At 51.0% G+C, this 15,699-nt stretch carries 12 protein-coding genes and 1 pseudogene; all 13 read left to right on the forward strand.

Going from position 1 to position 15,699, the window contains the following annotated elements:
• Positions 1–905: 905 nt before the first annotated feature.
• The 13 genes and pseudogenes from asnB (QPL95_RS09270) to QPL95_RS09330 all read left to right on the forward strand — a co-directional run bounded on the left by asnB (QPL95_RS09270) (position 906) and on the right by QPL95_RS09330 (position 15,635).
• Positions 906–2,783, forward strand: coding sequence for an asparagine synthase (glutamine-hydrolyzing) (asnB, locus tag QPL95_RS09270; RefSeq protein ID WP_303290826.1), 1,878 nt, complete (start codon positions 906–908; stop codon positions 2,781–2,783).
• Complete coding sequence (locus tag QPL95_RS09275; RefSeq protein WP_303290700.1) at positions 2,780–3,928, forward strand: glycosyltransferase; 1,149 nt, start codon at positions 2,780–2,782, stop codon at positions 3,926–3,928. The genes asnB (QPL95_RS09270) and QPL95_RS09275 overlap by 4 nt, the downstream gene beginning before the upstream one ends.
• Positions 3,928–5,868, forward strand: a complete 1,941-nt coding sequence (asnB, locus tag QPL95_RS09280; RefSeq protein ID WP_303290701.1) for an asparagine synthase (glutamine-hydrolyzing) — start codon at positions 3,928–3,930, stop codon at positions 5,866–5,868. Before QPL95_RS09275 ends, asnB (QPL95_RS09280) begins: the two co-directional genes overlap by 1 nt.
• 51 nt (positions 5,869–5,919) lie before the next feature.
• The gene (locus QPL95_RS09285; protein WP_303290702.1) at positions 5,920–7,107 is read left to right on the forward strand and encodes a hypothetical protein; all 1,188 of its coding nucleotides are present in this window, start codon (positions 5,920–5,922) and stop codon (positions 7,105–7,107) included.
• A gap of 95 nt (positions 7,108–7,202) precedes the next feature.
• Entirely contained in the window at positions 7,203–8,186 is a 984-nt protein-coding gene (locus QPL95_RS09290) for an SDR family oxidoreductase (protein ID WP_303290827.1), read from the forward strand.
• Positions 8,187–8,297: 111 nt separating this feature from the next.
• Positions 8,298–9,560 (forward strand): Vi polysaccharide biosynthesis UDP-N-acetylglucosamine C-6 dehydrogenase TviB, encoded by a 1,263-nt coding sequence (gene tviB / locus QPL95_RS09295; protein WP_303290703.1) that lies wholly within the window; start codon positions 8,298–8,300, stop codon positions 9,558–9,560.
• A 56-nt stretch (positions 9,561–9,616) separates the two neighbouring features.
• Positions 9,617–10,798, forward strand: coding sequence for a hypothetical protein (locus tag QPL95_RS09300; RefSeq protein WP_303290704.1), 1,182 nt, complete (start codon positions 9,617–9,619; stop codon positions 10,796–10,798).
• A 218-nt stretch (positions 10,799–11,016) separates the two neighbouring features.
• Positions 11,017–11,307 (forward strand): annotated as a pseudogene (locus QPL95_RS09305) (UDP binding domain-containing protein); the annotation flags it as partial.
• A gap of 73 nt (positions 11,308–11,380) precedes the next feature.
• Complete coding sequence (locus tag QPL95_RS09310; RefSeq protein ID WP_303290705.1) at positions 11,381–12,523, forward strand: glycosyltransferase family 4 protein; 1,143 nt, start codon at positions 11,381–11,383, stop codon at positions 12,521–12,523.
• A 6-nt stretch (positions 12,524–12,529) separates the two neighbouring features.
• Complete coding sequence (locus tag QPL95_RS09315; protein ID WP_303290706.1) at positions 12,530–13,489, forward strand: SDR family oxidoreductase; 960 nt, start codon at positions 12,530–12,532, stop codon at positions 13,487–13,489.
• Positions 13,486–14,043, forward strand: a complete 558-nt coding sequence (locus tag QPL95_RS09320) for a sugar transferase (protein WP_303290707.1) — start codon at positions 13,486–13,488, stop codon at positions 14,041–14,043. Before QPL95_RS09315 ends, QPL95_RS09320 begins: the two co-directional genes overlap by 4 nt.
• A 15-nt stretch (positions 14,044–14,058) precedes the next feature.
• Complete coding sequence (locus QPL95_RS09325) at positions 14,059–15,225, forward strand: nucleotide sugar dehydrogenase (RefSeq protein ID WP_303290708.1); 1,167 nt, start codon at positions 14,059–14,061, stop codon at positions 15,223–15,225.
• Between the two features lie 158 nt (positions 15,226–15,383).
• Positions 15,384–15,635: a DUF2442 domain-containing protein gene (locus QPL95_RS09330; RefSeq protein WP_303290709.1), complete on the forward strand. Its 252-nt coding sequence runs from the start codon at positions 15,384–15,386 to the stop codon at positions 15,633–15,635.
• The last annotated feature ends 64 nt before the right edge of the window (positions 15,636–15,699 follow it).

The following is a 15,699-nucleotide window of genomic DNA, read 5'->3' on the forward strand; positions in this document are numbered from 1 at the left end:
GCGGCCTGAAGCTGGATCGCTTGCCGGATGAAACCTCCATTTTCAATTTCCGTCATTTCCCTGAAGGCCACGGTCTGGGCAAGATGTTGTTCAAAGAATTGAATAAACACTTGATAAGTATAGCTTGATGCTGCGCGATGGCAGCGTTATTGAGGTGTTCATCTTTTCTGCCCAGAGTTCCATGAAGAACGAGAGAGGCAAACATGGCCGAATCGTTGGATCGCCTGAGATGCACTAGGCCAAGAAGGGTAAGCGGTACTACTTTGATATGAAGATGCACGTCTGCTTCGATAACACGCTGGGCCTGATTCACCTCGGAATGAAGACGCTCATTGGTGTCGATGACATGCTGAGCCCGATCATTAGCCTGGATACCACAGCCGCGAATGTGCGTGACAGACGCCGGAGCAGTTTTGCATTAAGGCCGGGATGGACACAAGCACCGCGAAAACGTCTCTTGGTTTATCGTCAAACGTCATGACATCCACAAGAAGCTGGATGTTGGCAAGCTGAAAGGCGAGAAAAGCAAAGCGAGTGTTTATACCAAGGTAGAGCATATGTTCAGGTGTATAAGGCATGTCTTCGGCTACAGTAATGACCACTATCGCAGGTTGCTCATGGATTCAAAGAGTAATCGATTGCACTTGCTGCCCGCATTTAGCAACCTGCCGATCGCTGATAAATATACTGGCGTAGGGTTAGTGCGCTTGAATTCTGCCAAACTGGGGGAGGTGGGCCAAAAAATGGAACAGGCTATAGGTTGAAAATGCCCAAATCTCATTTGAAAAGTTTTTTTCCAGCTAAAAAGCTATTCGATGAAAAATAAGGTATCAATCAGACGCTCCATAAATTTTTATCCATCATCGTTTTTAAAAATCCTGTTATATGAGTGGTGCATTCACCTAATGTGCGGAATTTTCGGAACCCTAAATATCGGAGCAAAAACCGCTCAAGCTGCCGTTTCAAACGTCAGTGCCATACTCCAACATCGAGGCCCAGACTCCCAAGATCATTGGTACAGCGGAGAAGATGACCTTCTTCTTGCCCACCAGCGCCTATCAATCATAGACCTCTCACCAGCAGGCCACCAACCCATGGAGTCGCCTTGCGGGCGTTATGTGTTGGTGTTCAACGGTGAGATATACAACCATCGAGAAATTCGGCAGAAGTTGGAGTGTGAGCAACAGGGCTGGGACTGGCGAGGTCATGCCGATACAGAAACGCTGCTCGCCAGTTTTGCTGCAAGGGGTATTGAAGATACGCTAACCGCATGCGTGGGTATGTTTGCTTTCGCGCTCTGGGATAAGCAAACAAAGCAATTGACCCTCGGCCGCGATCGCGCTGGTGAAAAGCCTCTCTATTACGGCTGGCATAAAGGTGGCTTCGTATTCACCTCAGAGCTTAAAGCGTTTAAGGCTCTTCCCGGGTTTGAGAGTGAAGTAAACAGAGATGCGCTTGCGATATTCATGCGCCACCAGTACATCCCGGCACCGCATTCCATCTATAAAAATGTGTTTAAACTGCCACCTGGCCACTATATCCACTTGGACGCTCGCTCGCTTGTGGATAGACCGGTACCTGTTCCTTACTGGACGGTTAATGAATCCATAAAAGCGGGGGGGGAAAGCCCGTTTCAAGGTGCCGACGCCAATGCGGTTTTAGCGCTGGAAAACCTGCTCATGCAAAGCGTAAGTGGGCAAATGCTGGCAGACGTACCTCTGGGCGCCTTCCTGAGTGGTGGGGTCGACAGCAGTGTTGTTGTTGCCCTAATGCAGAAACAGGCAACGCGTCCGGTGAAAACTTTTGCAATAGGTTTTGATGATCCACGGTATAACGAAGCCGAACACGCCGCTGCAGTGGCCAGGCACCTTGGCACTGATCACACCGAACTGTACGTGTCAGCGCAAGATGCGCTGGACCTGGTTCCCCGTTTGCCTTCCATTTATTGCGAGCCCTTTGCCGATAGTTCCCAGTTGCCGACATTTCTGGTTAACAAGATGGCAAAGCAACACGTAACGGTGGCCTTAAGCGGCGACGGCGGTGATGAGTTGTTTGGGGGTTATTCACCCTACCAATTTGCGCCCAAGTACTGGCGTTTACTGAGCAAAGTGCCAAGGCCACTGCGGGCAGCGATGGCGGGTGTTATCCCGCGTTCGCCTGCACCCGATAAGTTTCTTAAACTGGCCGAGGTAATGGCCGCACGGTCTAAAGAAGACTTTTACCGGTTGATGATGAGCCATTGGACGCAGCCTGAAATGCTGGTGCGAAACGCCTGCGAGCCTCCGTCTGTTTTGAGTTCGCCCGATCTGTGGCCGAAAACCGACAGTTATGAACACTGGATGATGGCCATGGAAACCCAGATGTATATGCCCGACGACATTCTGGTGAAGGTGGACCGGGCCGCCATGGCGAACAGCTTGGAAACACGCGTGCCTTTGTTGGACCACCGTATTATCGAGTTTGCTTGGCAGTTGCCTTTACACATGAAGATTCGAGAGGGCAAGGGTAAATGGGTTTTGAGGGAAGTGCTATATAAACACGTTCCTCGTGAGCTAATTGAACGCCCGAAGAAAGGCTTTTCTGTACCGCTGGGTGATTGGTTAAGAGGGCCGTTGCGGGATTGGGCTGAGGCCTTGCTGGATGAGCAGCGTTTACAGGCGGAAGGATATTTTTATCCCGCACCCATACGCAACGCCTGGCAGCAGCATATTAAAGGCCGGCGTGATAACTCTGGAAAATTGTGGAGTGTGTTGATGTTTCAGGCTTGGTTGGAAGCCCAATGAAGAAAGTTCTGCATGTGATTACAGGGCTGAATGACGGTGGGGCGGAAGGTGTTCTGGCAAGGCTTTGCCTAAATAGTGAGTTGCAGCACATTGTGGTCTCTTTAATCGATGAAGGGAAGTACGGACCGATTTTAAAAAAGGGCGGTGTAAAAGTTTATTGCCTTGGCATGGATCGCGGTAAATTGAGTTTGAGAAAGTGGCTTAAACTTATTCAAATCATCAAGAAAGAACAGCCTGACTGCGTACAAACTTGGATGTACCATGCGGACCTTTTTGGTGGGTTAGCGGCTCGGTTTGCGGGTGTGCCCGGGGTTTTCTGGGGGGTGAGGATGTCTTCACTTGAAAAAGGGCGATGTTCAGCCGCGACACGTGCGATTGCTCGGTTATGCGCCGGAATCTCGGGCTGGGTTCCGGCCAGCATTATTTGCTGTGCTGAAGAGGCAAAAAAGGTGCATGCCGAAATTGGCTATTCTGCTAGAAAGCTGAAGACCATTTTTAATGGGTATGACGTAACGCGCCTATCTGTTGATAAAGAGCGACGAAACAGCGTTCGTAACGAATTAGGAATTTCTGAAAATACTTTTCTTTTAGGCATGGTTGGTAGGTATGACCCCTTAAAAGATCATGAAACATTACTCAGAGCTATTCAGTTGATTGCTCAGGAATTAGATGATTTCCGCTGCGTTTTAATCGGAACCAACATAGATGAAAACAATCCGGAGCTGCTGGAGCTAATCGAAAAACTTGATTTAGAGGCACGCGTTCAATTGCTTGGACCTCGAGCTGATATACCCGACATTATGAATGCGCTAGATCTACACGTCTTGTCTAGCCGTTCTGAAGGATTTCCCAATGTTGTTGCTGAGGCGATGGCCTGTGGAACGCCCTGCATTTCAACCGATGTCGGTGATGCGAGGCACATTATAGGTGACGCCAAGGCAGTTTGTCCTGCTGGCCGCCCGGAAGAACTGGCGAACCTTATATTGGCGATGGAAAGTGAGTGCCGTAATAATCCTGACAAATGGGCAAGTAGAAAGCGGTTTTGTCGTGATCGCATCGTCGAGCATTTCTCGATAGAGAGTATGGTCGAGAATTTTGAGCATGCTTGGTTTGGCGATTTGCAACGGTCGGAGAGTTTCAGCTGATGTGCGGAATAGCCGGTTTTGTCTACGGAGAGTCCTCTGGTCGTTCAACCATTCAATCTATGTGCGATCAAATCAGCCACAGAGGTCCAGATAGCGAAGGATATTGGCAAACAGACGACGGAGCCTTGGCGATAGGGCATAGGCGGTTATCGATTCTGGATTTGTCTGCTGCAGGTCATCAGCCTATGCACTCTGAGTGCGGCAGATACGTTTTGGTTTTTAACGGCGAAATATACAACCATCTGGCGTTGCGGAGTCTTTTGGCTGAGCCAAATTGGCGTGGCCAATCCGATACCGAAACCCTGCTCGCCTGTTTTACGGCTTGGGGATTAGAGGCAACTTTGCAAGTGGTTCGGGGAATGTTCGCGTTTGCCTTGTGGGATAAACAAGAGCAAGAGTTAACGCTAGCCCGGGATAGAATGGGTGAGAAGCCCTTATACTGGGGCTGGTGTGGTGATGTTCTACTGTTTGGATCTGAATTGAAGGCGTTGAAAGCCCACCCAGCTTTTAATGCGGAAGTGGACCGTGACGCGTTAACCCTTTTGTTGCGGCACTGTTATATACCTGCGCCTTACAGCATTTATCAAGGTATTCAAAAATTAAGGCCTGGGCATTTTGTTCGGATTCCTGTAAGAGGCGATGTGGCCGAGTCAAAAGCTGCGGACCCCGTAGCATACTGGAGTCTAACTGACGTTGTAGAAAATGGTCAGTCGAACAAGTTTTGTGGAAGTCCTTCTGAAGCGGTTGGTCTTCTCGAAAGCAGTTTATCTGCTAGCGTCTCAGAGCAGATGCTTTCAGATGTTCCCTTGGGAGCCTTTCTCAGTGGAGGCGTAGACAGTTCAGCCATTGTGGCTTTGATGCAGGCGCAGTCCAATAGAAAAGTAAAAACTTTTACGATTGGTTTCGAAGAGGGAGGCTATAATGAGGCAGAACACGCCAAACAGGTTGCTCGTCATCTAGGCACGGATCACACAGAGCTGTATGTAAGCGCGGACGATGCGCTTGGGGTAATACCGAGCCTGCCTACGATGTTTTGTGAGCCATTCGGAGATAGCTCACAGATCCCCACCTTTCTTGTAAGTCAGATGGCGAAACAGCATGTGACTGTCGCGCTGAGTGGCGATGGTGGAGATGAGCTGTTTGGTGGTTACAATCGCTATATGGCGGCGCAAAAAGTGTGGGGGCCGGTGCAGCGATTGCCAGCTTTCGTTCGCAAGTTTGGTGCGGCTTCCTTGCGTGCAATGACGCCAGCGCAGTGGGATCGCCTTTTTCAAACGCTTTCACCCATATTGCCAAAACGTGCACGATTGTCGATACCGGGTGAAAAGGCGCGGAAGTTGGCGGATGTGTTATCACTGACTGACGGCCATGCATTCTATCGCCAGTTAACCAGTCACTGGAATGACCCGGCCAGTGTTGTCATTAATGGTAATGAGCCCGAAACCCTCATTTCCAATAGCAGCGCCTGGCCCAAAACCGACAGTCTTGAGCATGCCATGATGGCAATGGATGCCCAAACCTATATGGCAGACGACATTTTAGTAAAAGTGGATCGTGCGGCGATGGCGACTAGTTTGGAAACACGAGTACCCATGCTTAACCACCAGGTTGTCGAGTTGGCGTGGCAGATGCCCCTAGAATATAAGATTCGTGATGGGCAGGGGAAATGGTTGCTTAGGCAGGTACTCTACAAACATGTGCCACGGGAACTTATCGAACGCCCGAAAGCGGGATTTGGAATTCCGTTGGACGCTTGGTTGCGGGGACCACTCCGTGAATGGGCTGAGTCTTTATTGAGCGAGCAACGGTTGAGAAGCGAAGGTTTTTTCCACCCGGAACCTATCAGAACTATGTGGGCACAGCACCTGAGCGGCAAGATGAATTGGCAGTACCATCTTTGGAATGTGTTGATGTTTCAGGCGTGGTTTGCAGAGCAGTAAATGTTGCTCTATGAGCAGTGGTAAGAAAATAGTTATGGAACAATCGCGCTCATGTTGACGCCCTTCGGCTCTATTGTCGATGTATTGTACAGCGGCATTGTATTTATTTTTGGATTCTTCATGGCCTATTCGTGGTCGAGGTATTCGAAAACGCCTTTTAGCCGGGTTTTATGTCTGTATATATGGCACACGTTCTTTAGTGTTTTTTATATCTATTTTTCCCTTACAGATGTGGCTGACGCAACGACTTATTATTTGTGGTCTCTGAGTCCCGTCAGCTTTAGTGTGGGGACGGACTTTGTTGTTGTTTTCTTGTCTTTTTTTAGTAGTGTTTTGGGCTTCGGTTATGTTCCTTCTTTTTTGGTGTTCAATATAATCGGGAGTGTTGGTCTTTTTGCTTTTTATAGCTCTTTAAGGCATGCGTCAGCTGGTAGTAAACTTTGGGCTCGTAGGCTGGTTCTATTGATCGTGTTTTTGCCTTCCGCCAGCTTTTGGTCGGTGGCCATAGGTAAAGATTCAATCGCGTTTATGGCCACTGGTTTAGCTCTGTGGGCCGCGCTTGATCTAAAGCATCGAAATTTACTGATGGCATTTTCAATTCTGGCCATGTTTATGGTTCGGCCGCATATTGCTGGCATCATGGTGTTGGCTTTGTGCATCAGTTATGTAATGCAAAGCAACCGTTCGCTTGCCGCCCGCGCACTTTTGATAGCGATTGGTTCGGGAGTCGCTGCTTTGGCTGTACCTTTTGCAATCAATTATGCAGGCCTAAGCCAAGTCAGCCCTGAGGCAGTAAGTTCATACATTGAAGCGCGTCAATCCTACAATCAGGACGGTGGAGGAGGAGTTGATATTTCATCAATGAGTTTTCCTATGCAACTGTTCACATATCTTTTTCGGCCTCTGTCTATTGAAGCAAGATCCGTTTTTCAGTTGGCGGCCTCGCTAGACAATGTTGTGCTATTGATTGTCTTTTTGATGGGTGTTTATAGTTGGAAGAACAGGAAATATACATTCAAATCGGAAAACACGTCTTTTTTGGTTCTGTTTTCTTTAGGTTGTTGGGTTGTTTTAGCTTTAACTACGGCTAACCTTGGTATTTCGGTTCGTCAGAAATGGATGTTTTTGCCAATGATTTTCTATGTTTTGGTATCTGTTCTGGGGCGAGATAGAAAAAGCCGCATCGGGGGCGGACATATGCGTTTATATTCGGTTCAAAATGTGCCAAAAAATGCCTGAATGTTCTTCGAATGCTGCTTAGGTAAATTTAAAAGTTAGGGGTTTAAATGAAGTTGTCCGTCGATGTTAATTATCAGGATCAGTGCAAACAGTTAATGTCAGAGCCGAGACGCTGGTTAATTACAGGCGCTGCTGGCTTCATCGGCTCCAATCTCCTCGAACACCTCCTAAAACTAAACCAACACGTAATAGGCTTGGACAACTTCGCTACCGGCCACCAAAGCAACCTGGATGAAGTTCAGTCCTTAGTGTCGCCGGAACAGTGGTCCCGCTTCACCTTCATCGAAGGCGATATCCGCAATCTCGAACACTGCCAGCAGGCCTGCGAGGGCGTGGATTACGTGCTGCACCAGGCAGCGCTGGGCTCGGTGCCCCGGTCTCTGAATGATCCCATCACCACCAATGCGGCCAACATCACCGGCTTTCTGAACATGCTGGTGGCGGCGCGGGATGCGGGGGTGAAGAGTTTCACTTATGCGGCGTCCAGCTCTACTTATGGCGACCACCCGGCGTTGCCGAAGGAGGAGGAGAACATTGGCAAGCCGTTGTCGCCTTATGCGGTCACCAAGTATGTAAATGAGCTGTATGCGGAGGTGTTCGCCCGCAGTTACGGCTTCAAGGCCATTGGCCTGCGTTACTTCAATGTGTTCGGCAAGCGCCAGGACCCGGATGGTGCCTATGCCGCCGTTATCCCGAAATGGACCGCCGCCATGGTGCGCGGTGAGGATGTGTTCATCAACGGCGATGGCGAAACCAGCCGGGATTTCTGCTTTATCGAAAACGCGGTGCAGGCCAACCTGCTGGCGGCCACGGCGGAGGATTCTGCCAAGAACGAGGTTTACAACGTGGCGGTGGGTGATCGCACCACGCTGAATGATCTGTTCGCGGCGCTGAAGAGTGCCCTGGCGGAGAACGGCGTAGTGTATGACAAAGCGCCGGTGTACCGGGATTTCCGACCGGGGGATGTTCGGCATTCCCAGGCCGATATTGGTAAGGCGGCGAGTAAGCTTGGGTATGCACCGGAGTATCGGATTCGTGAGGGGATTGCTAAGGCTATGCCTTGGTATTTGGAGAACTGAGGTGGTTACGCCTGTTTGGTGAATGGCGCTGGTTTGGGTAGGGAGTCTGACCCGTGGGGTCAGACCCCTTTGTAGATTTCTGGTTTTGGTGGATTTGTTACGGATTAACTTATGAAAAAAATTGCTGTTATCGGCCTGGGCTACGTAGGCCTGCCCCTTGCCGTTGCCTTTGGCGAAAAACGCCCGGTTGTGGGTTTTGATATTAATGCCAAGCGGATTGCCGAACTGAAGCAAGGCGAGGACTTTACCCGTGAGGTTTCTTCCGAAGAACTGGCCGCGGCTTCGCAGTTGTCGTTCACCGATTCCCTGGATGACATCGCAGGCTGCACGGTGTTTATCGTTACCGTACCCACACCCATTGATGACTACAAAACCCCGGATCTCACCCCACTGGTGAAGGCCAGTGAGAGTGTGGGCAAGGTGCTTAAATCCGGCGATATTGTGATTTACGAATCCACCGTGTACCCGGGCGCCACGGAAGAGGTGTGTGTGCCGGTGCTGGAGCGGGTGTCTGGCCTTAAGTTTAACGAGGACTTCTACGCTGGTTACAGCCCGGAGCGGATTAACCCGGGGGATAAGGAACACCGGGTAACCACCATTATGAAGGTCACCTCCGGCTCTACCCCGGCCATTGCTGAGGAAGTGGATGCCCTGTACGCGGATATCATTACCGCCGGTACCCACAAGGCCAGTTCCATCAAAGTGGCTGAAGCGGCCAAGGTGATCGAGAACACCCAGCGAGATCTTAACATTGCGCTGATGAACGAGCTGGCCATGATCTTCGCCAAGCTGGGCATTGATACCCACGAAGTACTGGCCGCTGCCGGTACCAAGTGGAACTTCCTGCCGTTCAAGCCCGGCCTGGTGGGCGGCCACTGCATTGGGGTAGACCCTTACTACCTCACCCACAAAGCCCAGGCCATTGGTTACCACCCGGAGATCATCCTGGCGGGCCGCCGCACCAACGATGGCATGGGGCCCTATGTGGCGGCTGAACTGGTGAAAGCCATGATCAAAGCCGGCCACACCATCGCCAATGCCCGAGTGCTGGTAATGGGCTTCACCTTCAAAGAAAACTGCCCGGACCTGCGCAACACCCGGGTGATTGACGTGGTGAAAGAGCTGCGGGACTTCGGCTGCCACGTGGATGTAACCGACTGCTGGGCCGACAGCGCCGAAGCGCTGCATGAATACGGCATAAGCCTGACGGATAAGCCGGAGCAGGGCAGCTACAGCGGTGTGATTGTGGCGGTGCCCCACAAAGAATACGCGGCCATGAGTGCCGGTGATCTGCGCGGCTATCTTAAGGCCGATGGTGTGTTGTTTGACCTGAAGGGCATTCTGCCTTTGGGTGAGGCGGATTTGCGGCTTTGAGCGGTTTTAAACTTTTTTCAACCTTACTTGCCGGGGCATCATAATTAGTGGTTGACTTGAGCTGGGTACTGGACGCTGGATTTGCAGGCATGCGTTTCTACGATTTGCCTAATTTTATGCTGTGCGTCCTGTTTGTTTTGATATGCGGGCAGCGGCTCAAAGTGCCTGCAATCTTTCAGTTCGTCCTGTTACTGCATTGCTTACTTCCGTTTTTCCTTAACGGGGTCTTGTTCTCTTTCTCATTTATGCCGGATGCATTTAAATACTGGCACGCATTTAACGAGATTCGCGGGGGAGATTTGTCGCTGGTGGCAGCCTGGCAAAAAGGCAATGTGGAGCAAGCAGCGGCGCTTTTTGCATTAATACCTTTCCCTTTAGCGGTTACGCCGTTAAGTCTTGGTTTTTTTAACACATTTTTGTACGCCGCGCTGTTTTTCTGGCTCTATAGTAAGCGTGTTTTTACGCCAGCCTCAGTCTGGTTTTTCCTTCTGTATCCAAGCATGGCGCTTTATACAGGTATGGGGCTTAGAGATACATTCATCTTTATCTTTATGGTAATGGCCATTCAGTGGGCGAGGGAAGGTCGTTGGTGGTTGGCGTTACTGCCACTTTATCTTCTGTTTATGATTAAGTTCCAGAACTTTTTCATTCTTGGACCAGTTCTGCTGCTTTATGTAATGTTCGGCATTCGTAAAACCGGGGTTTCAGCTGCGAAGGCTGTTGTTGTTTCGGTGATAGGGCTAGTAACACTGGTTGCTGTTTCTCCTGTTGCATTACCACTGATAAATAAGTTTCGTGGTGCTATGTATGTTGAAGATGGAGGGGATGTTTCAGATGTTGAGTTTCTTGAAACACCGGCAGAATTTGTACTTGAGGGGCTGGTAAGTGGCTTTTACTTTTTAGCAAAACCTCTGCCGTGGGAGGCGACCAATATTCTGCAGCTCATTCAGGCAGGGGAAAACCTGGTTATTCTGATGGTTCTGTTTTTATTAGTTAGGGTATCGTGGAAAAAAGCCCCTGAAAAACTCATATTCTGGCTACTGTTTATGGCGTTGGCTTTAACAGTGTATGGGTTGGTTGTTTTCAATTACGGAACAGCTGCACGCTATAGATACCCGTTTATTGCCATTTTTGTATTGTTTGTTTGTGCTGATTGCTCCGTGAGAAAAGTAATACCGTTTACTTTTAGGAAACGCACCGCTGGAGACTGTCCAGTTAACCTTCAGCATCATGATTAAAGGGAGAAGTGGTTGTGTCTAAAGTGCTTGTATACGAGTTGAATGAAGTTCCATGGAGAGTGATTGATTTTTATCTCAAGCACCGCCCGAATGCAAACCTTCATGGATTTTTAAAGTCAGCATCGTCACTAACCACGCATACCGTAGATTCTGGAGAACTACACCCTTGGAGTACATGGCCTACGATGCATCGGGGCGTCAGCAATGACACTCATGGAATTCGGTACAACACCCGGGTGATTGACGTGGTGAAAGAACTGCACGACTTTGGCTGCCAGGTGGATGTAACCGACTGCTGGGCAGACAGTGCCGAGGCGGAGCATGAATACGGCATCAGCCTGACGGAAAAGCCGGAGCAGGGCAGCTACAGCGGCGTGATTGTAGCGGTGCCGCACCGGGAATACGCGGCCATGAGTGCCGGTGACCTGCGCGGTTATCTGAGGGCGGATGGTGTGTTGTTTGACCTGAAGGGTGTGTTGCCTTTGGGTGAGGCGGATTTGCGGTTGTAATTCACAGCGTGAGCGGCCGGGTCAAATATTAAGAAAGGCTCAATAACATTCCAGCACGTAAGGCGAACACACGTTGTCAGGCAATTCCAGAAGACTACTGTTTGTAGTTAATGCCCCAGAGTTTTTTCTGTCGCACCGGTTGCCGATAGCCGTTGCAGCCCAAAAAGCGGGGTACGAGGTACACGTTGCCTCCGCCCCCGGCGACAGCGTTCAGAGCATTCGGGCAAGGGGATTCATCCATCATTCGGTTGGTTTTGCGCGAAGTGGCCAGAATCCCTGGGTGGAGCTCAGAACGTTGGTGAGTTTGGTTCGGCTCTTTCGCAGAGCTCGGGCAGACGTCGTTCATCTTGTAACGATCAAGCCAGTGCTCTATGGCGGCATCGCGGCGCGGCTCGCTCGGGTACCTGGTGTTGTTGCAGCCGTTTCAGGTTTGGGTACAGTGTTTCTGGCTGATTCAGGGCTTGCAAGGGCTCGACGCTGGTTGATCGCTAAACTGTATTCGGCAGCGTTAAAGCAGAAGCGCTTGGCAGTTATTTTTCAGAATCCGGATGATCGAGATACGCTGATTTCGTTTGGCGCTCTTCAACTAGGTGATGTCCGGATGATACGCGGTTCCGGCGTTTCGCTGGATGAATACTCTCGTTTGCCTGAACCTGAAGCCGCGAGGCCAGTCGTGGTGATGGCTGCTCGTCTGTTGCGGGATAAAGGTGTATTTGAGTTTGTGGAAGCGGCCAGACTGTTGCGCAGTCGCGGCGTGGATGTCGAGATGAAGTTGATTGGTTCTGCTGATGCCGGAAACCTTACCAGCGTGACGGAGGCGGAGCTTGATAAATGGCGTAAAGAAGGGGTAGTCGAGCTAATGGGGTTCCGCCCTGATATTGCTGCTCAATACGCAGCAGCGAATATCGTTTGCCTGCCCTCTTATCGTGAAGGACTGCCAAAGAGTCTTGTGGAAGCGGCGGCATGTGGGCGGGCCGTGGTAACAACGGATGTGCCGGGTTGCCGTGATGCAATCACTCCCAATGAAACGGGGCTGCTGGTTCCGGTTAAGGATTCTGTTGCCTTAGCAGATGCGATTCAAAAACTGGTGGAAGATTCCGAGCTTCGAACACGTATGGCTAAGGCAGGGCGCGAGTTAGCAGAAGAGGCGTTTTCTATCGAGAAAATCGTCGCTCAGCACGTGAAGATCTATGAGGAGGTTTCTGCCAATGGTTAACTATGGATGGTTGAACTTGTGAAAGTTCTGTTAACAGGTGCGACGGGGTTTGTTGGTAAGGGGTTGGCGCGGCAGTTGGGACGCATGGAGGGCGTTTCTTTGGCGTGTGCCGTTCGCCGATCCGGTACACCTCAGTGTGGTGAAGAGTTTGCGGTTGGCGAACTGCAGGCCACTACGGATTGGTATGCTGCGCTCGCCGGGCGAAATGTGGTGGTCCACGCAGCGGCGCGGGCCCACGTTATGCGCGATGAAACCGAGAATCCATTAGCCGAGTACCGAAGGGTAAATGTTGACGGTACCCTTAACCTTGCTCGCCAGGCAGCCGAAGCCGGGGTTAGCAGGTTTGTATTTGTCAGTTCAATCAAGGTGAATGGCGAGGAAACCGGTGAGGGAATGCGCTTTACGGCTGATCAGCTGCCAGCCCCAGAGGACGCATACGGAATCTCGAAGCTTGAAGCGGAGCAGGCGCTGCAAGCTTTGGCAGAGGAAACCGGCATGGAGGTGGTAATTATCCGCCCGCCACTAGTGTATGGGCCCGGTGTAAAGGGTAACTTTGCCACAATGATTAAGTTGGTTCATAAAGGCTTACCTCTACCTCTTGGTGCTGTTCACAATAAGCGTTCGTTGGTAGCCCTCGATAATCTGGTGGATTTGATCATTACCTGTATTGGCCACCCGGCCGCCGCAAATCAGGTTTTCCTGGCTGGTGATGGTACCGATCTTTCAACCACTGAATTGTTGCGGGGGATCGGTCAAGTCATGGGGAAACCCGCCCGCTTGATTCCTGTTCCGCCTGGATTGCTGATGTTTGGAGCCAGCTTGATGGGCAAAAAGGATGTAGCACAACGTGTACTGGGCTCTTTGCAGGTAGATATTTCGAAAGCCCGACATCTGTTGGGCTGGGAGCCGCCCCTTTCTGTTGAAGAAGGGCTTCGCCGCTGTTTTGATTCGGAGAACGTATCTTGATTCGTCTGTTTGATTTTTTCTTTTCCCTGCTTGGGTTGGTGTTTGGTTTCCCCGTTTTGTTGATTCTGTGGGTGATTGGTTTCTTCGATACTGGCTCGCCGCTCTTTCGGCAACAGCGGGTAGGGCGGAATAAAAAGCCGTTTACGTTGGTAAAGTTCCGGACCATGAAAAAGAATACGGCTTCCGTGGCCAGTCACCTTGCAAGCGCTGATGCCATAACCCCCTTTGGTCACTTTCTTCGCCGCACCAAACTGGACGAGCTCCCCCAACTGTGGAACGTGCTCAAGGGTGAGATGAGCCTGGTAGGGCCCCGCCCTTGTTTGTTTAATCAGGAAGAACTGATTGCTGAGCGTGAAAGCCGTGGTGTGCTGGCTGCCCGGCCGGGAATTACGGGATTGGCTCAGGTGAATGACATAGATATGTCTACGCCGGAGCTGCTGGCAGAAACTGACCAGAAGATGTTGGCGAGCCTGTCGGTTGGCGCTTACTTCAAGTACATCTTTATGACAGTGGCGGGTAGGGGAGCAGGTGATCGCGTACCAGGGAAAGATTAATTTCAGGAGTATTAGATGAAAATCGCCATTGCCGGTACCGGCTATGTTGGCTTATCCAACGCTATGCTGTTAGCTCAGCACAACGAGGTAGTTGCCCTGGACATTGATCCAGCAAAAGTGGAGCTGTTGAACAGCGGAAAAAGCCCGATTGTAGATTCAGAGATTGCTGATTTTCTGGCCAATAAAGACCTCAACTTCGCCGCAACTCTGGACAAGGATCAGGCCTACAAGGGTGCAGATTACGTGGTGATCGCCACGCCCACTGACTACGATCCGGAGACCAACTACTTCAACACCAAAACGGTGGAGTCGGTTATTCAGGATGTGATGGCGGTTAATCCGGATGCCGTGATGGTGATCAAGTCCGCGGTGCCGGTGGGTTACACCCGAGAGGTATCTGAGCGTTTTGGTTGTGCCAATGTTATCTTCTCGCCGGAGTTCCTGCGTGAAGGAAAAGCGTTGTATGACAACTTGTATCCGTCTCGTATTGTGGTTGGCGAGCGCTCTGAGCGGGCGGAGGTGTTTGCCGGGTTGCTCAAGCAGGGGGCACTAAAAGGCGATGTGCCGGTGCTGTTTACCGACAGCACGGAAGCCGAGGCCATTAAGCTGTTTTCGAACACCTTCCTGGCCATGCGCGTAGCCTACTTCAACGAGTTGGACACCTACGCCGCCCGGCATGGTCTGAACTCCCGGCAGATTATAGATGGCGTGGGGCTGGACCCGCGTATTGGAGACCACTACAACAACCCTTCGTTCGGCTACGGCGGTTACTGCTTGCCGAAAGACACCAAGCAACTGTTGGCTAACTATGAAGACGTTCCCAACAACCTGATCAAAGCCATTGTGGATGCTAACCGCACCCGTAAGGACTTTATTGCCGACGATATTCTTGCCCGCAATCCGAAGGTGGTGGGTGTGTACCGTCTGGTGATGAAGTCTGGTTCAGACAATTTCCGTGCTTCCGCCATTCAGGGAATCATGAAGCGCATCAAGGCCAAGGGTATTGAGGTGATTGTTTATGAACCGGAGCTGGAGGAAGACGAGTTTTTCCACTCCCGGGTTATTCGCGATCTGGAGGCCTTCAAGCAAGAGGCGGATGTGATTGTTGCCAATCGCCGGAGTGAGAATTTGGCGGATGTTGAAGGCAAGGTTTATACGCGGGATTTGTTTGGCCGTGACTGACGGGGATCGGCGCTAGCAGAAGGGTGAGGTCATACCCCTGAAGGGTACGACCCTGTTGTAGCCTGGCCGGCTTGGTAAACCGTATTTGCTTTGTCCGTGTGGGTCCGTGAGTGTCCGTGGCGAAAAAGGAATTTCCATTAACTCCAGGGGGGCGTGGCATGACTATTTCGCCTGAGAAAGTCTGGTTTGATGAGGATAACCTTTGGGTGTTGTTGTCTGATGGCCGGACGGTTGGTGCGCCGCTGGTTTGGTTTCCCCGTTTGTTGAACGCTGATAGTGCCAGCCGCAAAGACTTTGAGCTGAGCGTTCATGGTATTCACTGGGATGCCCTGGATGAAGACATCAGTGTGCAGGGGCTGTTGGCTGGGTTGGGGGATCAGACTCACCCAAAGCGTGAGAGTGTGGCTTAGTTTGTCAGGTTAACCCCTGAGGCGCTGGCAGAAGGGTGGGGTCATACCCCTGCGTGGTACGACC

It is taken from the genome of Marinobacter sp. SS5-14b (assembly GCF_030541005.1).
GTDB lineage: Bacteria > Pseudomonadota > Gammaproteobacteria > Pseudomonadales > Oleiphilaceae > Marinobacter.

Bases quoted from the DNA above. Each gene is read 5' to 3' on its own strand.
- QPL95_RS09290 (WP_303290827.1), top strand. From the start codon at position 7,203: ATGTCAGAGCCGAGACGCTGGTTAATTACAGGCGCTGCTGGCTTCATC.
- tviB (WP_303290703.1), top strand. From the start codon at position 8,298: ATGAAAAAAATTGCTGTTATCGGCCTGGGCTACGTAGGCCTGCCCCTT.
- QPL95_RS09325 (WP_303290708.1), top strand. From the start codon at position 14,059: ATGAAAATCGCCATTGCCGGTACCGGCTATGTTGGCTTATCCAACGCT.
- QPL95_RS09330 (WP_303290709.1), top strand. From the start codon at position 15,384: ATGACTATTTCGCCTGAGAAAGTCTGGTTTGATGAGGATAACCTTTGG.
- asnB (WP_303290826.1), top strand. From the start codon at position 906: ATGTGCGGAATTTTCGGAACCCTAAATATCGGAGCAAAAACCGCTCAA.
- QPL95_RS09315 (WP_303290706.1), top strand. From the start codon at position 12,530: ATGGTTGAACTTGTGAAAGTTCTGTTAACAGGTGCGACGGGGTTTGTT.
- QPL95_RS09285 (WP_303290702.1), top strand. From the start codon at position 5,920: ATGTTGACGCCCTTCGGCTCTATTGTCGATGTATTGTACAGCGGCATT.
- QPL95_RS09275 (WP_303290700.1), top strand. From the start codon at position 2,780: ATGAAGAAAGTTCTGCATGTGATTACAGGGCTGAATGACGGTGGGGCG.
- asnB (WP_303290701.1), top strand. From the start codon at position 3,928: ATGTGCGGAATAGCCGGTTTTGTCTACGGAGAGTCCTCTGGTCGTTCA.